23 protein-coding genes are annotated in these 23,682 nt (G+C 53.1%); 16 read left to right on the top strand and 7 right to left on the bottom strand.

All coding sequences use genetic code 11. The annotated features are described in order from the left end of the window. Positions 1–82 precede the first annotated feature (82 nt). From gltX to ACYVHX_RS06935, 9 genes are all read left to right on the top strand, one after another. Entirely contained in the window at positions 83–1,606 is a 1,524-nt protein-coding gene (gltX, locus tag ACYVHX_RS06975) for a glutamate--tRNA ligase (protein ID WP_460670913.1), read from the top strand. 80 nt (positions 1,607–1,686) lie between these two features. Continuing rightward, entirely contained in the window at positions 1,687–1,950 is a 264-nt protein-coding gene (locus ACYVHX_RS06970) for a hypothetical protein (RefSeq protein ID WP_460670912.1), read from the top strand. A gap of 27 nt (positions 1,951–1,977) precedes the next feature. Continuing rightward, a complete protein-coding gene (locus ACYVHX_RS06965) occupies positions 1,978–2,757 on the top strand; it encodes a TIGR00266 family protein (protein ID WP_460670911.1) in 780 nt (259 codons plus the stop codon). A 2-nt stretch (positions 2,758–2,759) separates the two neighbouring features. Continuing rightward, entirely contained in the window at positions 2,760–3,035 is a 276-nt protein-coding gene (locus ACYVHX_RS06960; protein WP_460670910.1) for a DUF4160 domain-containing protein, read from the top strand. Continuing rightward, positions 3,032–3,334 (top strand): DUF2442 domain-containing protein, encoded by a 303-nt coding sequence (locus ACYVHX_RS06955; RefSeq protein ID WP_460670909.1) that lies wholly within the window; start codon positions 3,032–3,034, stop codon positions 3,332–3,334. The genes ACYVHX_RS06960 and ACYVHX_RS06955 overlap by 4 nt, the downstream gene beginning before the upstream one ends. 32 nt (positions 3,335–3,366) lie before the next feature. Next, on the top strand, positions 3,367–3,657 hold the full coding sequence (locus tag ACYVHX_RS06950) for a hypothetical protein (protein WP_460670908.1): 291 nt from the start codon (positions 3,367–3,369) through the stop codon (positions 3,655–3,657). 124 nt (positions 3,658–3,781) lie between these two features. After that, positions 3,782–4,369 (top strand): gliding motility lipoprotein GldD, encoded by a 588-nt coding sequence (gene gldD / locus ACYVHX_RS06945; protein WP_460670907.1) that lies wholly within the window; start codon positions 3,782–3,784, stop codon positions 4,367–4,369. A 140-nt stretch (positions 4,370–4,509) separates the two neighbouring features. Beyond that, positions 4,510–5,184, top strand: a complete 675-nt coding sequence (locus ACYVHX_RS06940) for a hypothetical protein (protein ID WP_460670906.1) — start codon at positions 4,510–4,512, stop codon at positions 5,182–5,184. A 386-nt stretch (positions 5,185–5,570) separates the two neighbouring features. Beyond that, positions 5,571–8,132 (top strand): TonB-dependent receptor, encoded by a 2,562-nt coding sequence (locus ACYVHX_RS06935; protein ID WP_460670905.1) that lies wholly within the window; start codon positions 5,571–5,573, stop codon positions 8,130–8,132. 93 nt (positions 8,133–8,225) lie between these two features. Here ACYVHX_RS06935 and ACYVHX_RS06930 read toward each other — a convergent pair whose 3' ends face one another. Continuing rightward, positions 8,226–9,197, bottom strand: a complete 972-nt coding sequence (locus ACYVHX_RS06930; protein WP_460670904.1) for an aldo/keto reductase — start codon at positions 9,195–9,197, stop codon at positions 8,226–8,228. Between the two features lie 129 nt (positions 9,198–9,326). Here ACYVHX_RS06930 and ACYVHX_RS06925 point away from each other — a divergent pair, with 129 nt between their 5' ends. Both ACYVHX_RS06925 and ACYVHX_RS06920 read left to right on the top strand, forming a co-directional pair. Next, positions 9,327–9,626 (top strand): putative quinol monooxygenase, encoded by a 300-nt coding sequence (locus tag ACYVHX_RS06925; protein ID WP_460670903.1) that lies wholly within the window; start codon positions 9,327–9,329, stop codon positions 9,624–9,626. A gap of 89 nt (positions 9,627–9,715) precedes the next feature. Next, positions 9,716–13,288 (top strand): carboxypeptidase regulatory-like domain-containing protein, encoded by a 3,573-nt coding sequence (locus ACYVHX_RS06920; RefSeq protein WP_460670902.1) that lies wholly within the window; start codon positions 9,716–9,718, stop codon positions 13,286–13,288. Positions 13,289–13,452: 164 nt separating this feature from the next. On the opposite strand, the gene ACYVHX_RS06915 is transcribed toward ACYVHX_RS06920, so the two are convergent. The 6 genes from ACYVHX_RS06915 to ACYVHX_RS06890 form a co-directional block, all read right to left on the bottom strand. Continuing rightward, complete coding sequence (locus ACYVHX_RS06915; RefSeq protein WP_460670901.1) at positions 13,453–13,980, bottom strand: acyl-CoA thioesterase; 528 nt, start codon at positions 13,978–13,980, stop codon at positions 13,453–13,455. Positions 13,981–14,046: 66 nt separating this feature from the next. Next, positions 14,047–15,246, bottom strand: a complete 1,200-nt coding sequence (locus ACYVHX_RS06910) for a DUF748 domain-containing protein (protein WP_460670900.1) — start codon at positions 15,244–15,246, stop codon at positions 14,047–14,049. Between the two features lie 124 nt (positions 15,247–15,370). After that, positions 15,371–16,144: a pentapeptide repeat-containing protein gene (locus ACYVHX_RS06905; RefSeq protein ID WP_460670899.1), complete on the bottom strand. Its 774-nt coding sequence runs from the start codon at positions 16,142–16,144 to the stop codon at positions 15,371–15,373. Between the two features lie 154 nt (positions 16,145–16,298). Then, positions 16,299–16,661, bottom strand: coding sequence for a hypothetical protein (locus tag ACYVHX_RS06900; RefSeq protein ID WP_460670898.1), 363 nt, complete (start codon positions 16,659–16,661; stop codon positions 16,299–16,301). A 74-nt stretch (positions 16,662–16,735) separates the two neighbouring features. Next, positions 16,736–17,473 carry a PD-(D/E)XK nuclease-like domain-containing protein gene (locus ACYVHX_RS06895; protein ID WP_460670897.1) on the bottom strand — a complete coding sequence of 246 codons (738 nt, stop codon included), beginning with the start codon at positions 17,471–17,473 and terminating at the stop codon, positions 16,736–16,738. A 62-nt stretch (positions 17,474–17,535) separates the two neighbouring features. Continuing rightward, positions 17,536–18,216, bottom strand: a complete 681-nt coding sequence (locus ACYVHX_RS06890) for a hypothetical protein (RefSeq protein ID WP_460670896.1) — start codon at positions 18,214–18,216, stop codon at positions 17,536–17,538. 300 nt (positions 18,217–18,516) lie between these two features. Between ACYVHX_RS06890 and ACYVHX_RS06885 the strand changes: the two genes are divergently transcribed. The 5 genes from ACYVHX_RS06885 to fcl all read left to right on the top strand — a co-directional run bounded on the left by ACYVHX_RS06885 (position 18,517) and on the right by fcl (position 23,586). Beyond that, a complete protein-coding gene (locus tag ACYVHX_RS06885) occupies positions 18,517–18,942 on the top strand; it encodes a helix-turn-helix domain-containing protein (RefSeq protein WP_460670895.1) in 426 nt (141 codons plus the stop codon). A 31-nt stretch (positions 18,943–18,973) separates the two neighbouring features. Beyond that, on the top strand, positions 18,974–19,714 hold the full coding sequence (locus ACYVHX_RS06880; protein ID WP_460670894.1) for a tyrosine-protein phosphatase: 741 nt from the start codon (positions 18,974–18,976) through the stop codon (positions 19,712–19,714). A 473-nt stretch (positions 19,715–20,187) separates the two neighbouring features. Then, positions 20,188–21,519: a UDP-glucose dehydrogenase family protein gene (locus ACYVHX_RS06875; protein ID WP_460670893.1), complete on the top strand. Its 1,332-nt coding sequence runs from the start codon at positions 20,188–20,190 to the stop codon at positions 21,517–21,519. 78 nt (positions 21,520–21,597) lie between these two features. Beyond that, a complete protein-coding gene (locus tag ACYVHX_RS06870; RefSeq protein ID WP_460670892.1) occupies positions 21,598–22,581 on the top strand; it encodes a UDP-glucuronic acid decarboxylase family protein in 984 nt (327 codons plus the stop codon). Positions 22,582–22,647: 66 nt separating this feature from the next. Next, a complete protein-coding gene (fcl, locus tag ACYVHX_RS06865) occupies positions 22,648–23,586 on the top strand; it encodes a GDP-L-fucose synthase (RefSeq protein WP_460670891.1) in 939 nt (312 codons plus the stop codon). Positions 23,587–23,682 lie beyond the last annotated feature (96 nt).

Genomic DNA, 23,682 nt, shown 5'->3' with positions numbered 1-23,682 from the left:
AGTAGGGGCGGAAAGGATGGAGGAGCGGTAAAACCGTCTCCTTTCGTCAGCTCCTCCCTGTCCTCCCTTTTTTCCTTTTTTTATGTCCCAAATACGCGTTCGTTTTGCACCCAGCCCAACCGGGCCGCTCCACATTGGTGGGGTGCGGACGGCTTTATACAATTACCTGTTTGCCCGCAAGCACGGCGGAAAAATGCTGCTCCGGATTGAAGATACCGATCAGAACCGCTTCGTGCCCGGCGCCGAGGAATACATTGTCGAATCCCTGAAATGGGTCGGTATCGAAATTGACGAAGGACTCACGGCCGGTGGCCCACACGCGCCCTACCGCCAGTCGGAACGGAAGGCGATGTACCGCGACTATGCCGAACGACTGGTGGCGGAGGGCAAGGCGTATTACGCCTTCGATACGGCGGAAGAACTGGATGCCATGCGCAAGAAGATGGAAGAAGCCAATGCGCCCTCGGCGCAGTACAATTCCATTACGCGGCTGCGGATGAAAAACTCGCTGACACTCAAGCCGGAAGAGGTGAAGTCGCTGACCGGATCGGGGGCTCCTTACGTTATTCGGCTGAAAGTGCCGCCCAAAGAAGACATTCGGCTGAACGACCTGATCCGGGGTTGGGTGGTGGTGCATTCCTCCCAGATCGACGACAAAGTGCTGCTCAAATCGGACGGGATGCCGACTTACCACCTAGCCAACATTGTCGATGATCATTTGATGGGCATCACGCACGTCATTCGGGGGGAAGAATGGTTGCCGTCGGCCCCGCTGCACGTCTTGCTCTACCGGTTTTTGGGCTGGGAAAGCACCATGCCCCAGTTTGCGCACCTGCCGCTGCTGCTGAAACCCGACGGGAACGGCAAGCTCAGCAAGCGCGACGCCGACCTGGGCGGTTTTCCGGTTTTTCCGCTCCAATGGACTGATCCGTTTACGGGGACGGTTGCGCGCGGTTTCCGCGAAGACGGTTATTTACCCGAAGCGCTGGTCAACTTCCTGGCGTTTCTGGGCTGGAACCCGGGCACGGAGCAGGAAATGTTCACGATGGACGAGCTGATTCAGGCGTTTAGTCTGGAGCAGATTCACAAAGCCGGGGCCCGCTTCGATATTCAGAAAGCCAGGTGGTTCAACCACGAATACCTGCGCCAGCAGCCCAACGAGGAGCTGGCCGACACAATCGTGGCCCGCGCCACGGCTGATGGCCTGGATTGCTCGCCGGAAAAAGCCGCTAAAATTGCCGGTTTACTGAAAGAGCGGGTCAATTTTGCCGATGAAATTTACGCCGAATCGGCGGTTTTCTTCCAGAGTCCCCCGAGCTACGATCCAGCCGTTGCCTCATCAAAGTGGAATGAGGAGGCCGTGCGGGCTTTGACCGCATTCAAAGATGCGTTAACTTCGGTGGATGAACGGCTGACGGCTGAAATCGCGAAAACGACGCTGGCGGAGACGCTAACGGCTATTGGCATCAAGCAGGGAAAAATTATGCAGGCGCTCCGGCTGGCCATCACCGGTGTGGGCGCGGGCCCGGATCTGATGATAACCCTGGAGATCATCGGAAAACAGGCCACCATCGACCGGCTGCAAAAAGCGCTCACTGAACTATGAGTAATGGAGGATGAACGATGGATTTTAAACACGTCCGGCCATTCATTGTTCATCTTTCATCATCCATCATCTAAAAAGTTATGGCGAAGAAAGTCACAAAACCCGAAGATCAGTCGAATGATAAACCGCGGGTTCATAAAGAACTCGAAGGCTTCGACATCAAAATTAACACGTTCGGCGAGATCACGAACAGCTACGACATTGATAAAATCAATGAATTTCTGAACAAAACCGTCGATGACAAAAAGCTCCGAAACCGGAAAGATCTGAAAGAGGGGGAGACGGATGAGGACGAAGCGTACACCGATGACGAGGAAAATCCTGACAAAGAATTTGATCGCTAACCCGTAAGTCCTAATTTACCTACCTTCATGCGTTCTCACGAGATTGACTACAAAATTATTGGCGAAGACATTCAGGTCGTAGAAATCGAGCTGGATCCGAACGAAACCGTCATTGCCGAAGCCGGTGCCATGCTGTTTATGGAGGACGGCATTCAGTTTGAAACCAAAATGGGTGACGGCTCGCAGGCTACCCAGAGCATCATGGGAAAACTGTTTCAGGCCGGTTCGCGCCTGCTGACGGGCGAATCGTTGTTTATGACGCACTTCACAAACCGGGGATACGGCAAACGGAAAGTAGCCTTTGCAGCTCCGTATCCGGGAACGGTGATGCCGATCGACTTAGCCAAAATCTACGGGAATCAACTGATTGTGCAGAAAGATTCGTTTCTGTGCGCGGCCCTCGGAACGCAGATGGCCATTCACTTCAACCAGCGGATCGGCAGCGGTTTGTTTGGGGGCGAAGGCTTTATTCTCCAGAAAATTCAGGGCGACGGCATGGCCTTCATTCACGCCGGGGGGGTGGTGATGGAACGGCAACTGAACAACGAGACCCTGCGGGTCGATACGGGCTGTGTGGTCGGTTTTGAGCCTTCCATCAGTTTTGATATTCAGCGTTCGGGTGGGCTAAAATCCATGATTTTTGGCGGGGAAGGACTTTTTCTGGCCACGTTGCGCGGATCCGGCAAAGTCTGGATTCAGTCGATGCCCATATCCAAACTCGTTGACCGCTTATCGACCGGCAGTCCGCAGGCCCGCAAGGAAGGCGGTTCGGTCCTGGGCGGTTTGGGGAATTTGTTTGAAGATTAAGGATGCCGAAGCTGGCTGTTTACAAAGCGCTGGTATTTTTCCTTTATGCTTATGATTTGTCGGAGCGGATGCATGTCCATGTTTCCAATACCAAAAGCCGCAGAGGAAAATCGGCTAAGATTTGGCTGGATACGCTGGAGGTATTCGAGACCGGTAGTTTAACGACCAAAGAAATTAATACGGCCGTAAAATTGTTAGAAAAATACGGCCCTGAAATCGCCGAAAGCATTACGGTATTTGCCACGGAAGGAAGAGTAAATGTTTTGCAGTTGTCATGAAAACGGTCGGATTTAAGGAAGAACAGCCGGTTATTGATCGCATCTCGTTTCGAAAAGACGGTTATTTATCTCTTTTCCTGGAAGACGGTCGGATTTTATGCGTACCACTGAGCCGTTTTCCGGGAATCGCTGATTTGACCGCTGCCCAGCGGAAACGCTATCATATTGCCGATGGCGTGATCGTGATGTTTGAAGGCGATGATGAAGTCTATCACATTGAGGAATTTTTGGGTTCCACTGTGTTAAAAACTTCTTCCGAATTGAGTACAAAAACCGCCGTTCATGAGCAGGTAGCTTAAGATCGGTAACCCGAATAGTCGAAATAAAGAATATGGAAATCATTTGCGTAAACGACAACTTTCCGGCACCGGTTCTGGCTTTTTACGCCGAATTTGGCGTTCAGACGCCGAAAGAAGAACAGATGTATACGGTTCGGATGGTGAAACGGCATACCAATGGCGAAACCGGCGTGTTACTGGGCGAAATCCAGAACCCCGATGTGCCGGTCCGGCACCCGGTTCTGGGCGAAGTCTGGTTTGAGCCGACGTTCAACATCAACCGGTTTCGGACGTTGCTGGGCCAACCCGTCCGGCAGGAAGAACTGGAAATGATCAACTCGTAAGACGACGATGTCCTGCCGGGGCCAGACGTCCCGTTTTAAATCCTTGCAGGTGTGACGTATATCAAGTGCCCGGCACGAAACAGCCGGGCTTTTTCGTTTACTTCTGGTGTAACCATTTATCTCAGTGGCAAGATCTTTTTTTGTTGTCCTGGCCCTGTGGCTGGCGGCCTGCGGAAGTCGTGAGGCCAATTACGTTCCAAAACCCAAAGGTTATAACCGCATCGATTTGCCTCCGCACCGGTATCAGACGCTGACGGCCGCTCACCCGTACACGTTCGACTATTCCAGCCAGGCCCGGATTTTACCGGATACGTTTCGGGGCGCGCAGCCCCACTGGATCTTTATTCATTACCCGGACTTCAAAGCCAGTGTGCAGTTGACGTATCACCCCGTTCAGAACAGCGAAAAGCGACTGGCCGGGATGATTGCCGATTCGTACAAACTGGCGGCCATGCACAATGAAAAAGCGTATGCGTTCAAAGAAGAAGTGGTTCAGCTACCGACGGGTCTGAAAGCCGACGTGCTGTCGATTACGGGCGAAGTACCCAGCCAATTGCAGTTTTTTACCACCGATACGACGGCTCACTTCCTGCGGGGCGCGTTGTACTTCAACGTGGCCACCCGCAACGATTCGCTGGCCCCGGTCATTGACTACGTTCGGAAAGACGTGCTGCATTTGCTTAAAACGCTGCGCTGGAAGCAAAGTAGTTAGCCTCCGTCGGGCAAAGGTTCTTGTTCGGTTATCTCTTGCAACTCGCCCGGAAATTTTGTATCTTTATAACCCTTTTCGAGAATTTAATCCCTTGACAGTCACGAATTCCGGTGGCCGGGCCGTCCGGTGAACAAAACGCTATGAGACGCACAAAATTTAATCCGAATCAATTTCAGATCGACTTTCTGGCTGCGTTTCGGCGTATGCTCGTCAGTTTAGGGGATTCGCAGAATTCGCTCGTTAACGAGACGATCTTTGTCAAACTGAGCGATCAGTGGGAAAATAATCGCCAGCTGCCGGCCGACCTGTTGTTTCAGAAAAGCCCGGTGGAAGCGGTGGTGTACCGGCTGACAAAAACCGATGATCGTCTGCAGTTTCCCGACGAGCTGGTCGCGGGGGATTTGCGCGGGGTTCCGGGTCTGAGCGGTTTTGCGGCCAAATTCCGCGAACAGGGCTGGGTGGTTCTGCCCTACGAACTATCGGGTGCCTACAAGCAGCTTTACCTGCATATTCTGACGGCCGCTTTGGGCCTGGAACATTTGTATGCCAACCGGAGTGAGTTGATGCCCGAAGCCGAAAAGGTGGCCCTGGCGGCTTTGTTGCCCGAGACCGAAATCCGGAGTTTCTTCGGGGTACGGCTGTCGCGTTTCCCCGACAGTTTCCGGATGGATGTTTCCAACTACTTCAATTTACCGTTTGAATACGTGCTGAAGCGGGCGCACCAACTCGAAATTATTTCTGATACGGTTCTGGAAAGCGCAAAAAACGATTCGCTTCGCAGTGCGCGCCGACCACTGGTCAAGAAAGTGGCCTAGTTCTGATTCATATTTCAGAATTACTATGATTTTTTAAAGAATATACGGTTTTTTCGAAAATTTTTGATGCCATTTGTTGCAATTCGACAAGTGGCATCTTTTTTTTGCAAACCAAACTACTAAATCAATAGATTTTAAGTACTATCCTTCGCAAAGTCTATCGGTTAGCGTAGTTACTATTAACGAATTAATCAACCACCAATGAGAACTTCACTAGCTGCTTTTTTCTGTCAAAACCGTTGTTGATGGCCCCGCTGTCCACCTGCTTCCTCATTTAAGTTGCCTTCTCACAACCAGGAACATGCTGACTTATTGCCTATAAATTCTATAGAATTTATATTGATCTCGAGAGGGCTTAAGCGAATCAACACCAAACACGGTTTACAATGAAACAATTTTTCAAGTCCATATTTTGGATCGGGGTACTGTTGCTACCTCTGTTTGTATCGGCCCAGAATCCCACCATCAACGCCACGATTTCCGGAAAAATTCTGGATGCCCGCACCAACGAACCCCTGATTGGAGCAACGGTAACCATTAAAGGAACAACCAATGGCGCTGCCACCGACGCAAACGGCGACTTTAACCTGGTCACCGGTCAGGTCTTACCGTTTACGCTGGTCGTTTCGTACATCGGTTACATCAAAAAAGAAGTTCAGATCAACGAAAGCAAGGTTGAAATCAAGCTCGAACCGAATACGACCCAGTTGGACGACGTCGTCATTTCCTCGCGCCGTCGTCAGGAAGCCGCTCAGGAGGTGCCAATTCCTATTTCGGTGGTTGGCGGTCAGCGGGCCGAAGATGCCGGCGCTTTCAACGTAAACCGTCTGAAAGAGCTGGTGCCTACGGTGCAGTTGTACGCATCCAATGCCCGGAACACCACGCTGAACATTCGGGGGCTGGGATCGACCTTCGGCCTGACCAACGACGGCGTTGACCCGGGCGTCGGTTTTTATGTAGATGGCGTTTACTACGCCCGGCCGGCAGCCACCGCCCTCGACTTTATTGACATCGAACGTGTGGAAGTGTTGCGGGGTCCTCAGGGCACGCTTTTCGGCAAAAACACCACGGCCGGGGCTTTCAACATTACGACGCGGGCCGCCAGCTTCACACCGGGCGCTAACGCTGAATTGAGTTACGGCAACTATGGTTTTGTTCAGGCGAAGGCGTCGCTGACGGGGCCGTTGAGCAAAAAACTGGCCGCCCGCATTTCCTTCACGGGTACGCAGCGGAACGGTCTTTTTTACAATGTGCACACCCAGCTGCCCATCAACGACATCAATAACATCGGCGTCAGAGGTCAGTTTTTGTACGCTCCCAGCGATAACGTCCAGATTACGGTGATCGGCGATATTTCCGACCAGAAGCCCACCGGTTACGGTTGGCCGGTAGCGGGGGTAGTTCCTACCCAGCGGGCGGCTTATCGCCAGTTCAATGCGATCATTGCGGATTTGGGATATGCACTTCCCTACCAAAGCGCCTTCGAGCGTAAACTGGATCTGGACACGCCTTCGAAGGCCGATAATCAGTTGGGGGGTGTTTCGGTCAATGCCGACATCAAAATTGGAAATGGAACCCTGACCTCGACGACAGCCTGGCGGTACTGGAAATGGACGCCCCTGAATGACCGCGATTACATCGGGCTACCGGTTTTTACGATTTCTTCCGGGAATTCGAAACACGATCAGTGGTCGCAGGAAATCCGGTATTCCGGTAAACTTTCTTCTAAACTGAGTGGGGTTGTTGGCTTGTTCGGCCTCTGGCAGGACCTGACCTCCGACCCGGTCCAAACCGAGGAAGCTGGTTCGGCGCAGTGGCGGTTTGCGCAGAGCTCCACCAGCGCCCTCTGGAAAACGCCCGGTTTATTCGACAATTTTGGTATTCGCACCACCAACGAAATCAAGAGCACGAGTTTGGCCGTGTTTGCACAGGCTGATTGGGCCGTGACCGACAAAATTCACATTTTGCCGGGAGTGCGCTACAACTACGACAAAAAGGTCGTGGACTACCGCCGGGTGACCTATGGCGGGTTGCAAACGACCGACGCGGCCCTGATCGCCCTGAAAAATGGGGTGTATACCAACCAGTCTTTCAATACGAATTACGCCGAAGGGAATTTCTCCGGCCAGCTCTCCGTACAGTATAAAGCCAATGCGAATTTTAACGCCTACGCTACGTATTCCATTGGTTATAAACCAATTGGTGTCAATGTTGGTGGGTTGCCAACGGCGAACGGCCAGGTGTTGCTTGATCTGGCCAACGTGAAACCCGAGTATGTGAATCACAAGGAATTTGGTATTAAAACCAAGCCATCGGGCAATTCGGTCCTGAACCTGACTTTCTACCGTTCGGACATCCGGGATTACCAAACTCAGGTGCAAACGCCGGAACCGGGTGTAAACCGGGGCTATCTGGCCAATGCCGAAAAAGTGCGGGTGCAGGGTCTCGAACTGGACGGAAATGTGCGCTTCACCAACCTGGTCCTGAATGCCGCGATTGCCTATACTGATGGGAAATACGTGAGTTTTAAAAACGCTCCGGTGCCGCTGGAAGAAGTGGGGGGACCGCAGGCTTTCAAGGATGTTTCGGGGGGCGTACTTCCCGGAATCTCCAAATGGTCGGGTTCGATAGGCGGTGAAGGAACCGTCCGGGGAACCTTCCTGGGCCTTAAAGGAAATTACTTTTTGGGCCTTGATCAGTTCTTTCGGTCGGAGTTCTCGTCCAGCCCCTCGCCTTCAAAATACCTGAACATTGACGGGTATGGCCTGACCAATGGCCGGCTGGGTTTCCGGGCGTCGAACGGGCTAACCTTCTTCTTGTGGGGACGGAATCTCCTGAATCACGATTACTACGAGCAGCTCCTGGCCGCGCCCGGTAGCTACGGCCAGTACGCCGGTATTGTGGGCGACCAACGCACCTACGGCGTAACCATCCGGTATACGTATTAAGAAATGATGGGTTATGAATGATGAACGATGAATTAGCTACCGCAACGAATTCATCGTTCATCATTCATAACCCATCATTCATAATCCATCCTTCTATTGTGACCATTTCGTGGGCGTGCGGTCCCAGCGGTGGCCTTTCAGTTCATCCAACACGTCTTGCGATAAGCCTTTGCCGTCGCTGGCGGCCATGTTGGCTTCCACGTTGCGGAGTTTGCGCATGCCCGGAATCGTCGTGGCTACGTCCGGGTTCGCCAGAATAAACCGTAACGCCATTTCGGGCATCGTCATTCCGGCCGGGATCAGCGGTTTCAGCGCTTCGGCGTGATCAACGCTGGCGTTGAGGTTTTCCGGCACAAAATAAGTCGAGCGCCAGTCATCGGCCGGGAAAGTTGTTTCTTTCGTGAGCGTGCCGGTCAGCGTTCCTTCATCGAACGGGACGCGGGCAATGACGCCGATTTTCAGCTCGCGGCACAGGGGAAACAGGTTGTCTTCCGGAGCCTGATCGAAAATGTTGTAAATCACCTGAACCGCATCGATGAGGTTGGTCCGCAGCGTATGCAGGCAATTATCCGGTTCCCAGCGGTTGACGGACACGCCCCAGGCCTGCACTTTCCCGTCTTTCGTCAGTTTTGTGGTGGCTTCTTTCCACTCGTCGTGGTCGGCCCAGCCGTCTTCCCAGACGTGAAACTGCTGCAAATCAATCGTTTCGACCCCCAGGTTTTTCAGGCTCTTTTCGGTGTATTCCACAATGTAATCCGCCGGAAAAACGTCCTGTAAGGCAAACTCCGCCTGCGACGGCCAGGTACGGTTTTTGGGCGGGATTTTGGTGGCTACGTACAGCCGTTTGTCGCTGTATCGTTTCAGCAGATCACCCAGAATTCGCTCGCTCAGTCCCTCGCCGTAGCCCCAGGCCGTATCGAAAAAATTACAGCCCCGTTCGACGGAGCGATCCAGCGCCTGATCGACTTCCTGCCGCTCGGAACCGGTCCAGCCCGCCAGCCCCCACATGCCGTAACCGATTTCACTCACTTGCCAGCCAGTGCGGCCAAACGTACGGTATTGCATAGTTAGTTAAGAGTTATGAGTTAAAAGTGATGCGTTATATTGCAACGGGATCGCGGCCCATCGAAGACCTTTAGTTAGCAGCGCAATTTTTAACTCTTAACGCTTAACTCCTAACGCTTCACTCAATTTATGTTGGTGCGCATTGTTCGAATGACGTTTCAGGAAGCAAAAACCGCTGAGTTTCTGACGACTTTCCGGCAGTCGAAAGCGCAGATTCGCACGTTTCCGGGTTGTTTGCACCTCGAATTACTCCGGGATCTGGACCAGCCGGCGGTTTTTGTGACGTACAGCCATTGGGAATCACCGGAAGCCCTGGAAGCCTACCGCCGGTCTGACCTCTTCAAAACGACCTGGGCCGCCACCAGACGGCTGTTTGCGGAGCGGGCGGTGGCTTTTTCGGTGGAAAAACTGGAAACCGTACAGCCTTGACCAAAACCGTCTGCAAATAGATCGTTTCAAATTTGGCGTAGTATTTTGCCAAGAAATCTGTATTTTTAAGCACGTATTTTTCGAACCCTATGAGCGCCCTGTTTGTCAAGTGTGTCCGCAAGTTGATGGCCATCGGGCTATTGACCGGGGCGGTTTTTGCCGGGGCGCTGGCGCAGGGGCCCACGACGACCATAAGCGGTCAGGTGACCGAGTGGCACACAAAGCAGCCGATGCCCTTTGCCAACGTCTACCTCAATAATTCCACGCACGGCACGACCACCGACGCAAAAGGCCGCTACAAACTCACCAACGTTCCGCTGGGCACCATCGAACTGGTGGCGTCTTTCCTGGGCTACCAACCCGCCCGGCAGTCGGTGCGGCTGGAAAACGGTCAGGCGCGCGTGGTTAATCTGGAACTGAAAGGCACGGGCGTTACGCTCGCCGATGTCACGATCAAGGCCAAACGGGATAAGTCTTGGGAGCGCCAGTTTCGGACGTTCGAGCGGGAGTTGCTCGGCACCACCCCGTTCCGGAATCAGTGTGAAGTGATCAACCCGAATGCGCTGCGTTTCACGGAAGAAAACCACGTGCTGAAGGCCACGGCAACCGAACCGGTTATCATCGAAAACCGGGCGCTGGGGTACCGCATTCAGTATGATATGCAGTATTTCGAAATCAGGCAGAATGGGGTGATGTACTTTGCCGGGGCAACCCGGTTTGAAGAACTGAAACCGACGGACACCCGGCAGGCCGAGCGCTGGCGAAGCAACCGGCAGCGGGCGTATGCCGGCTCAACGCGCCATTTGATCGCCAGCCTGATCGCCGGGACTTACGAAAAAGAAGGTTTCATGGTGTTCCGGGTGAATCCCGAATTTCCCAAAAACTCGGTGAACACCAGTTTGTTCTGGGATATTAACCGCCATTTGCTGCCCATCCATACGGATTCGCTGATTCGGCCGGGCCGGCTGCCTTTTGAGCGCAAAATCGTTACGACAACGCCCCTGAAGGTGTTTTATAACCGCACCATTTCGAGTTATTCGCCGTACCGCGATGCGCCGTACGCCTTTACGGAGTTCCGGTTTCCGCAGGGTATGAGCGAAGTAACGGTCGATGGCCGGGTAACGCTCGCGCTCGGGATGCTGGCGATGGGCCATTTGGGCAACGACCGGTTTTCGTTGTTGCTACCCGCCGACTGGCAACCCAATGCCGCCGTTGAAAAACCGGATTCGGTGCTGGCGGCTCCGATTGAAGGGCAGGTGCTGGCCGCCGATTACCGGCTCGATTCGATGGTTCGGCACTGGAAACTGGCGTACCCGTACCAGGCTCCGACGGCCTTTGCGCACATCGACAAACCGTTTTACCTGACCGGCGACCGGCTTTGGCTCAGTGCCTACGTACTCGAACCCACCACGTCACAGGTTTTGTTTGGCGAAGGGGCGCTGCACGTCGATTTGTTGACGCCGGAGGGAAAAACCGTGCAGCACCAATGGCTCAGGATCAGCGAAGGGCGGGCAACGGGGAACTTCCGGTTATCGGACACGCTGGCCACGGGCATTTACCGACTGCGGGCGTATACCGACGACGATTACGGCTCGACGCGACCCGCTTTTGAGCGCCCGGTAACGGTTTATAACCTGCTGCGCGGCACCGCCGGGCGGCCCGCTGATGCGTCGGTGGCTCTCGATGTGCAGTTTTTGCCGGAAGGGGGGCGCTGGATTGCCGGACTGCCAAACCGCCTGGGCTTCAAGGCCGTTGGCGCGGACGGAAGCGGAAAAACCGTATCGGGCCGGATTCTCGATCAGCAGGGGCAGGAGGTAGGGCGGTTTGCGAGCAATCGGTTCGGGATGGGAAGCACGGTTTTCAGCCCGAAAGCGGGACAAACTTATCAGGCCGAGGTGAACGGCAACGGACGAATGCAGCGCGTGGTGTTGCCACCGGTTGAAACCGACGGTCTGGTGCTGACAACCGACATGGTGAGCGACACGACGGAACTGATCGTCCGGATTTTATCCAGTGGTCCGCAACCCGATCCGGTTATCTACCTGACGTTTCAGAGTTATGGTCAGTTGGTGCAGCGGACCAAGATGAAATTACAGAACGGCAAAGCGCGTTTGAATTTGCCGCTGTCGGTGTTGCCACCCGGCCTCTGCCAGATTACGCTATACGATGCATACGGCAAAGCCCGGGCCGAGCGGCTGGTTTTTATCTCCGAGCAAACGGCGCCGGTGCAGGTGAATCTGACGACGGAAAAACCGACGTACACGCCCCGCGAACGGGTTGTCCTGAACCTGAAGCTGATTGGGCCGCCGGAACTACCGCAGGTGGCAACGCTCTCGGCTTCCGTAACCGATGCCGATCAGGTGCCGGACGACTCGCTGGCTGCGGATATCCGGGCGCATTTGTTGCTGACGGGCGATTTGCGGGGGCGGGTCGAGCAACCCGGTTTTTATTTTAAAGACACCACGCAGGCCACCCGCCGGGCCCTCGATGATCTGCTGTTGACGCAGGGCTGGCGCCGAATTGGGCCGCGCAAACCGGATACGCCGGCGGATACGCTGGGCGGCATTGTGTTCAGCGGGCGGGTGCTGGACGAGAAACGAAATCCGATTCCGTACGCGGAGTTGCTGGTAGCCGCTCCTGCTTCCAAACAAGAATTTCCCCACTCGATTGGGACCAACCGCTACGGGCGGTTTCGGATGGCGGGGCTGGGGCTGACGGATACCCTGCAATTGCTGGTGCAGGTCATGAACAGTCAGTTTAAAGCCATCAAAGGCACGGTGGTAGCCGATACCGCCGGGAGCGTATGGGCGTCGGCAAAACCGGTAGCCGAACCCGCGCCCGACTGGCAGCGGTTTCAGCAGCAACTTGAGATTGCCCGGCTGCGGCAGGAGTCTGATCCGGGGCTGTATCGGGACAAACAGGCCAAACAACTGAAGGAAGTAACGGTGAGAGGGCAACGGCCCCGCGAACGACCCGAACACATTGAGCGGATGAGCCTGCACGGCGACCCGGATGCGGTGATTACGTTCGACGAACGATCACAGCCGTATGCCAACGTCTACGAGATGATTCGGGGGCGGGTGCCGGGCGTGCAGGTGACGCAGACGGCCAGCGGATATACGATCAACATTCGGGGTTCATTTGGTTTCGGGCAGGGTAATTCGGTGGAAGAACGCATGCCCTTGTTTATTTTGGATGGTTCGTACCTGACGGAAACGCCCGAAGGAAACGCGCTGCTGAGCATCAGTCCGAACGATATTGAGCGCATTGAACTGCTGAAAAATGCCAGTACGGCGGCTATTTACGGCGCGCGTGGCGGCAACGGCGTGATCGCTTTCTTCACCAAACGCGGTTTTATCCAGAAAAAATCGGCCCCGGGCATTGGACTCAATCAGTTGCCCTTCATCGGTTTTTTACCCCAGCGGGAGTTTTACGTGCCCCGCTACGAAGAAACGGCGGGGGCGGTTTCGCCGGACCCGAATGCCCCCATCGACCGCCGGGATGTGTTGTACTGGAAACCGCTGATTCAAACCGACGCCAAAGGCACTTCTAATCTGGCTTTTCCGCTCTCGGATGTCGTCCGGACCATCCGGGTAGTGGTGCAGGGCATTACCACCGAAGGACGGCCCGTGGTGGGCATTACGAAGGTGAAGGTGCAGTAGGTTGCCGGTTTTCGGTATTCAGTTTTCAGTTTTCGGTATACGGTTTTCAGTGTTTTCAATTCGTTATTCGATATTCATGATTGGTTATTAAAAGCTCAACTATTGAATAATGAATAGCGAATAACGAACTCCGAATATTGAACACCGAATACCGAAAACCGCCTTTACGCTTGCTCCGAAACGCCAAACAACGCGCGCAGTTCTTTGGCTTCCTGCGGTTTCATCCGTCCGGCGAGCACCAGCCGCAGTTGCCGACGACGTAAGGCACTGTCAAATAACTGCTGTTCGTCCTCGGTTTCGGGCGTCACCGGCGGCACTTCAATCGGGCGGCCGTTTTGATCGACCGCAACGAACGTATAGAAGGCCCGGTTGGTGCTGACGCGCGTTCCGGCCGGGATGTCTTCCGCCCAGACTTCAATGTTGACTTCCATCGATGAATTGAAACCCCGCGTTACTTTCGCCTGCATCGTTACGATATTGCCCAGTTTGATCGGTTCCGAAAACGAGACGTTATCAACCGAAGCCGTTACGACCACCCGGTTGGAGTGTTTCTGGGCGGCAATGGCGGCACAAATATCCATCCAGTGCAACAGGCGGCCCCCCATGAGGTTGTTGAGCGTATTGGTGTCGTTGGGCAGGACCATCTCGGTCATGGTCGTCAGCGACTCGCGGGCGTATTTGGGGTGGGGCATGTGGAAACGACGAAATACGGTTTTTGGTGGTCATTCGTGCGCCAAGCTACAGATTTTGGCGGTTTTTTAATTGCCTTTGGCCTTTTCCCGGGCTTCTTTTCGTTCGGCGCGTTTCTGCTGGCGGTCTTCTTTTCGCTCCTCGCGCCGTTCTTTTCGCTCGGCTTTTTTGGCTTCGCGTTTGGCCTTGTAATCTTCTTTCAGCGTTTCGACGGCATCTTTGAAGGTAACCGTGTTGTCAAATTCGGTGGTGAACGCTTCGACGTAGGCATTGCGGAGGACGCCGATGATGATGGGCCAGACCTCGGTTTCTGTATTTTCAACCGTTCCTTTCAACGGAATTCGGGTAGCTACCTGATCGCGTTTCTGATTTTCAAGAATTTCCGATCCTCCCTCGGCCAGCAATTCCGTAAAAAACCGCCCCACTGTGCGTTTCTCGCCGGGTTCCTTGAGTTTGAAAATCTTCATGTCTTTGGTCAGCGGTTTGAAATACCCGACAAACCGTCCGTCGTTCATGGCCATTTCGCTTACCACGCTGACCGTTCCGCGTTCAAAGTCAACGTTGCCGTATTCGCGCGCCAGGTCGTTGAGCTTCACCAGTTGAAGACTGTTTAAGCTCATGTTGTAGTTAAAATCCGGGATCTGTTTCAGCAGATTCATGCCCGCGTCAAATTTCAGGGTACCTCCCCAGCCCGGCACGTCAGCCGAAGCCGTTACGGGCGACGGCAGGCGGCTTTGTTTGTCCTCGACATTGCGGATGTTGCGAATATCGACGTTGAATTTTTCCAGCGAAAAGTCGGTTTTGGTCGCTTCGAAGAGGTTGACCAGATCAATTTTACCGTCGTAAGCCGCAAACCGGTTGATTTTGATGGGCAACAGATCCTTGACCAGTTGGGTCCAGTCCAGTTCTTTACCGGTCTGGCTGGCCTGTTCATTGTTACTGAAGGCGAAGTTTAGTTCGGGCCGGAAACATTCGACCTCGGCCACCAGCGCCCCTTTGAACAGCGAACGCCATTCGACCGAGAGATCGATGGTGGGAACGGACAGAAACGGCTCTTTGATTTTACCGTTTATTTTCCGGATGCGCAGGTCTTCAATCTGGTAGGAACCCCTGATGAGGGCAATGTTGACATCTTCGACATGACCGGTATAGGCGCCCATGTCGGCCATCAGTTTATTCACGTAACGCAGAACAAAGTAAGGCAACAGTAATCTGGCGACGATCAAAAGAACAACAAGCGCCAGAATAATTTTCGTGGATCGTTTCAAAGCAACAAAAGTTAGTGCTGCTTATAAAACAGAAAACTGGCGGAAGGGTTATACGTTCCTGCCAACTTTGGGCCGTGTTTTTATTTTCCAGGCAACGAACACGGCCTGAAGTTGGCGGATCGGTTCAGCGACGGCCGGGCGAAAACTTCCGGCCATTAAGCGTGGCGTATTTAAAATCGGACGGGCCGTCGAATACGGTTTCTTCAAAGCTGGAGTTGCGGGGCAGGTGCGTGTATTTGAAATCGGCCATGCCGTCGAAGCGCGCACTCCGGAAATTGACGCCTTCGTCGAATTTGGTGTATTTGAAGTCCGCGTACTGATCAAATCGGGATCTCTGAAAGGTAATCGCTTCTTTAAAACTAGTGTATTTAAAGTTGCCTAAATTGGAAAACCGGGTGTCGGTAAAGTCGGCTGCGTTCCAGAATTTAGCGTACTTGAAGTTGGCTTCTTCCCGAAAACCGGTGCCGGTAAACAGCGCCCGTTGCTTGAAATCCGAGTATTTAAATTCCGACTGCTTTTCAAAGGTACAATTTTCGAACGTGACGGCTTCGGTGAAATGCGTGGCATACATCGTACCGTTTCCGTTCCACCGGCGACCTTCTTTTTCGAGGGATTTATACGCCAGAAAATCGCCCTTGAAAATGCAGTTCCGGAACGTAACCGGGGCTTCAACCCGGCTTTCGTAGGCTTCATTTTCGGCCCAGCGACTGTCGTTCACGCGTTTTTTGTTGGCCAGTTCGGTCAGGTCGAGCGTGCCGGTGATTGTAACGTTGTCGTACGAAATCGCTTCTTTCCGGTTGATTTTGGCCAGAATTTCGCCGGCATCGACGGTGCGTTGCGCCCGGGCGTTCGGAAGAAAAATGGCAAGGAGTAAGAGAAAGGTCAGGGTTGTTTTCATGAGAGAGACGAGCTGTTTCCCGAAAGATGAAAACAAATCAGAAAAGGTTGCATGTGCCCCTGACAGAATGAAAAATGCTGAATGAGAAATGTAAATGGGGTTCAGAATCCGTCCGTTTACATTCCTCATTCAGCATTTCCGCTTAACATTTTCCTCAAGGAACCCAGAGGGCTTTTTCGTAGGCGGTATCGTAGTCGAATTCTTCCAGCGGAACAAACTCGGCAAACTTCCCGGCTTCGTCCAGCCGGATGGCGTACCAGAGGCTCGTTGCATCGCGCAGCAGCAGCCGGTAGCCGTAGAGCGGGTGATAAGTATGACCGTCGGTGCGGTGATCCCAGCCGGTCTGGAGTTCGATGGCGAAGGCAATCTGCGCAAGTGCTTCATCGATGTAGGCCATCAGGCTTCCAAAACCATCTAATTCTTCGATCCAGATAACCAGCCCATCACTCCCCCAGTCGAACAGGGGAAGAACAGAAGGCCGGTCGGCGGGAATGGTGATTTCTGTGTGGTTCGTCATCTTCGTAAAAGCTATCTATAAAACACTGACTGTGAAACCGTTGTTCCGGATCAGGCGGTTTTTTTGCGGTTTTTTCAGGAAGCCTGGCGTAGCCAGAATCCGGCATTTTCCTGCTGCTGTTCTTTCCATTTACGGAGCCAGAAGCGGTATTTTTTCCGGCCATAATCCACAAAATCCGGGATCGACGTGGCGTCAATGGCAAACAGCCGGTGCGGTTTTTGTTTCTGCACCCCGATCAGCACAAACCGGAACTGGCGGGTCTGCGCCCACTCCCGGCTGTCGGCGTTGCGGAGGCTGTCGATGTAGAAAGCCACCTGCCGGTCGTAGTCGTAATCGTAACAGCTCTGCAAAAACTGACTCTGGGTGCGGGCCGAGGTCGTTTTAAAATCGAGAATCAGGGCGTTGCGGTTTTTAGGACTGGTATACACCATATCCAGCCGGGCTTTGCAGGCCAGATCCGTCGTGGGGTCGGTGGAAAGAACGATTCGTTCGCGCTCTGATTTCCGCAGATACCGGCGGCAGAACGAATCGCGCCGAACCTGTTCCGTCAGCAATTCCAGCCGCCCCGATTCCACCGGTTTCATATCGGGTAATAACTGCTCGATAATGCCGCCCACGCTCTCCGGTTCCAGCAGGTGCGAGTGAAAAGCCCGCCCAAACTGCATGGCCCGCTGCGGAGCAAACCGGGTTGAGGTGTAGCCTAAGCTTTCCTCTTTCAGGCGGGTCAGATCCGAGTTCGATACCCGGGGAATGGAACGATAGTCGATGAGTTCGGTAATCATGGACGGATTGGAAATTTGATGAAGAACCATAGAGTTTATAGAAGCCGCTTCGTCCGAAAAGGACGCGCAGGCGATTCAATGAAGGCAAAAAACTACGTCAGGAGGTGCAGGCCGTTCTCCGCCAGGAGTTCTTCGCTGGGGTTGTTGAACGGATTGTAGTAATTGTACGCCGTTTTGATGTTGGCAATGTCCGTCAGGGTTTCCTGGCGAAAAATTTTATTTTCCTGCCCGAAGGCTTTCAGTGCTTTGGTCTGCTCCGGATCGGCAAGCTGGTAGCTAAACGTTGCAATGTAGTAAACACCCTTCGGCTGAATTTTGGTGTTTTCCTTTTTCTCGGCCACGGCCGTGATGACCACATCGGCCAGCGTCAGGTCGTCGTAGAACAGCGGTTCGATCAGACGGAAGATATTATCGACCGAATAACCGTGAAACAAAACCGCCGAAACGCAGTTCTTTTCATCGATAAAAAAGATTTCGGCCCAATTTTTGGTGCCCATATTCAAAATATTATCGGTAAAAATGCGCCAGGCAATGGGCTGAAAGGTGAGCGACCGGCCATTCGTCGGACCACCCAGTTTTTCGGTGCCGTTGATGTTAAAAAGGCCCTCCTTTGCGTCAAAACGGTATTGTCGGGGGTGTCCCTCCAGATATTTATACCGACTGAAGTCTGAATAACTGGCGACTTCAGCCGTCGATTCGTTACCGTTCTGATGAAGTTTCAGTTCCAAACCATTTTGATTTGTTGCGCCGGTGTTGTTTTTTTGTGTGTTCATTAGTATTTGTTGTTTACTGTTCGGACAGGGGGACCGCTATGCGATCCCTTTTGCCTTTTTATGGGGGTTTGTATTTAAGTTTAAATATACACAATAGTATGTATAATACAAAATCATATACAAAAAGATTATCCAAAAGTTAGTTCGGCTGCAAAACGACCTGAAAAATACCTTCTCGTCTTCTTATTAAGTGCTTAAACGCGGGTTATCCCGTTCAGAGCTTTTAAAAACCGGTCGGTCCGGCGAAGCGGAACTCCGGACCAAAAAAATACATAGTTTTGTGTAAATCTCGTCTCGATCATGCCCATCGGAGCCCGACTGCAACAACTGATTGATGCCTTAGATATCAGCGTCCTGGAGTTTGCCCGGCAGCTGGGTGAGAAACGGGGCGAGAAAGTCTATCATATTGTGCACGGTCGGATGAAGCCCCGCTACGAGACCCTGCAGAAAATCGCCCAGGCGTATCCGCAGGTAAATACCGACTGGCTGTTGCGCGGAGAGGGGCTGATGTTCCGGACGCTGCCCCAAACTCCGCTGGCTGCCATTACGTTAGATGACCGGTTGCGAAATGTGGAGTTTCTTTTGTTTCAGTTAAACGAACGTGTAGCTTTGTTGCAACAGACCAATGATCTGCTCCGGCAGGAACTGGAAGAAGTAGCTGGCCAAAAAAAAGTTATTAGTCTTTCATCCATTAGCCGTCGGTCCGATTTATCCTCTGAAGGCTGATGGCGTAAGGCTTCCAACTTTATTCTAACCTATGTTCTCATTTTTTAAGCGTCGGCAGGAGCAACCCACCTATCCGGATTTCGGATTTCTGGGTGTTGATATTCACTCGCATTTAATACCGGGCATCGACGATGGTGTTGCGGACACGGAAACCGCCCTGGCGTGCCTGCGTGCCTTTGAAGAGCTGGGGTATAAAAAAGTCATTACAACGCCCCACGTTCTGCGCGACTATTATCCCAACAGCAGCGACACCATCCGGCGCGGTCTGAACGAGTTGCGGCAGGCCATGGCCGAAACCGACCTGACGATTCAGGTAGAGGCCGCGGCCGAGTACCTCATCGACGATCATTTTATGACGCTGTTGCAGAACAACGACCTGCTGACGTTCGGACCGAATTACGTACTGGTCGAGTTGTCGTTTGCCAATGCGCCCCTCAATTTAGACGATATCATTTTTCAGATTCAGACCAAAGGCTATCAGCCCATTCTGGCCCATCCGGAGCGGTATGCTTACCTGAAAGACCAGACGGACCGGTTGCGGAAGCTGAAGGAAAAAGGATGTTTGCTGCAACTAAATCTCTTCTCGCTCATTGGGCAATATGGTGGACGCGCCCAGCAGCAGGCCCGGGAATTGTTAAGTGAGTCACTGATTGATTTTGTGGGCTCCGATCTGCACCGGCTCCGTGATGCCGAAAAACTGACCCAGTTGCTTCGGGCCAGGGAACTGGCCTGGCTGGAGTCCCATACCTTTCTTAATTCAAACCTGCTGTAAAAACCGGATATCCGCCTGATAAACCGAATACAGTAAAATCAGATGAGCAGATTTTACTTTTCTCATATTATTCAGGAATTACTTACGATTTGACGACCGCGGCATAGTTTTTGTTTTTCTTCGTTACATCTTCTAGTCTGATAATTTTTCTTCTCTCTGTCTGTTAAATAGGAAAAAAACTTTGCAGTGATTTATCACATAAAGTATCATTGTATTCTGCAAGGAATTATTTATTGACTTATTTTAAGATTTTATGCCTTTCTCTAAAATAAACATTGGAGAATGTGTAGTTAATCTCACCCGTTTTTTTTAAGTTTAAAATATAATTCTGAAAAATACTGTCTGATTATAGGTGCTTGAAAAGTTGAAAATTAACAACTTGCCAGGTTTTTAATGAAGCGAATATAGGGTTTTGAAAAGTTGCTTATTCTGTCGGAAACATCTTCTTATTCCATTATATTTTACTCAACGTTATGAAAATTGCAGTCGTAGGAACGGGTTACGTGGGTCTCGTAACCGGCACCTGTTTTGCCGAAACCGGTAACCAGGTCACCTGTGTCGATGTCGATGAACGCAAGGTCGAAAAGCTCATCAACGGCATTATCCCCATCTATGAACCCGGTCTGGATGTGTTGTTCAACCGCAACACCGCCGAAGGACGCCTGAAGTTTACGACCTCCCTGGCCGAAGGCATCGAAGGTGCCGAAGTGATCTTTCTGGCCCTGCCCACCCCGCCGGGCGAAGACGGCTCGGCCGACCTGAAGTACATCCTCAAAGTAGCCGGCGACCTGGGCCAGATCCTGAAAAGCTACGCCGTCATCGTCGACAAAAGCACCGTACCCGTCGGCACCGCCGAAAAAGTGCGGGAGTACATCGCCCTGGCGGCTCAGGTGGACTTCGATGTGGTGTCGAACCCCGAGTTTTTGCGCGAAGGCGTGGCTATCGAAGACTTCATGAAACCCGATCGCGTGGTGATCGGCACCCAGTCGGAGCGGGCAAAAACCGTTATGAACAAGTTGTATGCGCCCCTGGTGCGGCAGGGCAACCCGGTTATTTTCATGGACGAACGCTCCGCTGAAATGACCAAGTATGCCGCCAATGCGTTTCTGGCCGTGAAGATTTCGTTCATGAACGAGATTGCCAACCTGTGCGAGAAAGCGGGCGCCAACGTCGATGACATTCGCAAGGGCATCGGTACCGACAGCCGGATCGGCAAGCGGTTTTTGTTTGCCGGCATCGGTTACGGCGGCAGCTGTTTCCCGAAAGATGTGCAGGCGCTGGAAAAAACCGCTCAGCAGCACGAATACGACTTTAAGATTTTGAGGTCGGTGATGGATGTCAACGCTCAGCAGAAAACCAAGCTGATTCCGGTGATCAAGGAACATTTCAACGGCGATCTGAAAGGTAAAACGATTGCGGTATGGGGGCTCGCTTTCAAACCGTACACGGATGACATTCGGGAAGCGCCGGCCTTGGAGAACATTCAGGCGTTGCTGGCGGCCGGAGCGAAGGTGACGGCGTATGACCCGGAAGCGATGGAGAACGTCAAGCACGTGCTGGGCAATAAAATCACGTATGCCCACACCTCCTATGCGGCTTTGGATGACGCCGACGCGTTGGTGATCATGACCGAGTGGCCGATGTTCCGCACCCCGGAGTTCAGCAAGATGAACCTGCTGCTGAAAAGCAAGGTGATTTTCGACGGCCGGAACCTGTATGAACTCGAGCAGATGAAGGAGCTGGGCTACACCTATTACAGCATTGGTCGCGAGACGATGCGGCAGGAGGTCGAACAACCGGCCTGATTAAATGATTGCGGGCTGCCGGAAACAACATCCGGCAGCCCGGTTTACTCAACGTTATGAAATCTTTTTAAGAGTTACATGAAACGCATTCTGATAACAGGGGGCGCGGGGTTTCTTGGTTCGCATCTTTGTGACCGGTTTATCAGGGAAGGCTACCACGTCATTGCGATGGATAACCTCATTACCGGGGACATCCGCAACATCGAGCACTTGTTTCCAAATCCCAATTTCGAGTTTCATCACCACGACGTATCGCAGTTTATCCACGTTGCGGGCGAACTCGACTACATCCTCCATTTTGCGTCGCCCGCCAGTCCGATCGACTACCTGAAAATTCCGATTCAGACCCTGAAAGTCGGTTCATTGGGCATCCACAATTGCCTGGGATTGGCCCGGGTCAAGAAGGCGCGGGTTCTGATTGCGTCTACTTCCGAAGTCTACGGCGACCCAACGGTTCATCCGCAGAACGAAGAATATTGGGGCAATGTCAACCCGGTGGGGCCACGGGGCGTATACGACGAAGCCAAGCGGTTTCAGGAAGCCATCACGATGGCCTACCACACCTACCACGGGGTGGAAACGCGGATTGTGCGGATTTTTAACACCTACGGTCCCCGGATGCGGCTCAACGACGGCCGGGTTCTGCCCGCGTTCATTGGACAGGCATTGCGGGGTGAAGACCTGACCATCTTCGGCGACGGCAGCCAGACCCGTTCGTTCTGCTACGTCGATGATCTGATTGAAGGGATTTACCGGCTGCTGCTGAGCGATTATGCCCATCCGGTGAACATCGGAAATCCGGTTGAAATCACCATCAAAGAGTTTGCCGAAGAGATCATCAAACTGACCGGTACTAGCCAGCAGGTGGTCTACAAACCGTTGCCCACCGACGACCCCAAACAACGTCAGCCCGACATTACCAAGGCCAAGGTGATTTTGGACTGGGAGCCGAAAGTATCGCGGGCTGAGGGGTTGCGAATCACGTACGAATACTTTAAAAGCCTGCCGGAAGAAGAACTCTACAAGGCGGCTTATCACCGGGAGTTTACGGTTAAATCATAATCAGGAAATTCTACTATCGCAGGGAAAACCGTCAGCGGACGGTCTGCGGGTTAATTAAGGGAACGGATGAGAAAAGAAGATAAAATATACGTTGCCGGTCACCGGGGCATGGTGGGCTCGGCCCTGGTTCGAAGTCTGCAAAACAACGGCTACCAGAACATCATCACCCGCACCTCCTCGGAGCTGGACCTGCGCAACCAGGCCGCCGTGGCCGATTTCTTTGCCGACGAGCAACCCCATTACGTCTTTCTGGCGGCCGCCAAAGTGGGCGGCATCTGGGCCAACAATACCTACCGCGCCGACTTTCTGTACGATAACCTGCTGATCGAAGCTAACATCATTCACAGCGCCTACCAAAACCGGGTCCGCAAACTCCTCTTCCTGGGCTCCTCCTGCATCTATCCCAAACTGGCCCCTCAACCCCTCAAGGAAGAATACCTGCTGAGCGGGTATCTGGAAGCCACCAACGAACCCTACGCCATCGCCAAAATTGCCGGCATCAAGCTCTGCGAAGCCTACCGCAGCCAGTACGGCTGTAACTTCATCTCAGCCATGCCCACCAATCTCTACGGCCCCAACGACAACTACGATTTGCAGGGCTCGCACGTGTTGCCGGCCCTGATTCGCAAGTTCCACGAAGCCAAGCTTAACAATGACCCATTCGTCGAAGTCTGGGGAACGGGCTCACCGCGCCGGGAGTTTCTGCACGCCGATGACCTGGCCGATGCCTGTCTGTTTCTGATGGAGACCTACAACGATGCGTTGTTTGTCAACATCGGCACGGGACAAGACGTGACCATTCGCGAGCTGGCCGAGCGGGTGCAGCAAACCGTCGGTTTTGCGGGCGAGCTGCGCTGGAACACCGAAAAACCGGATGGCACCCCCCGCAAGTTGATGGATGTCTCGCGGCTGCACCAGCTGGGCTGGCACCACCGGACCGAGCTGGAAACCGGCATCGCGGCTACGTATCAGGATTTCTTACGCCATCAGCAAGTTTACGTTTAACGCTACTCAATCTTAAAAAGACCATTACGCAACTGAAATGAAAAAAGCACTGATTACCGGCATTACGGGGCAGGATGGAGCCTACCTGGCCGAACT

It is taken from the genome of Larkinella ripae, assembly GCF_054780775.1.
This window is presented reverse-complemented; position numbering and strand designations above follow the sequence as displayed.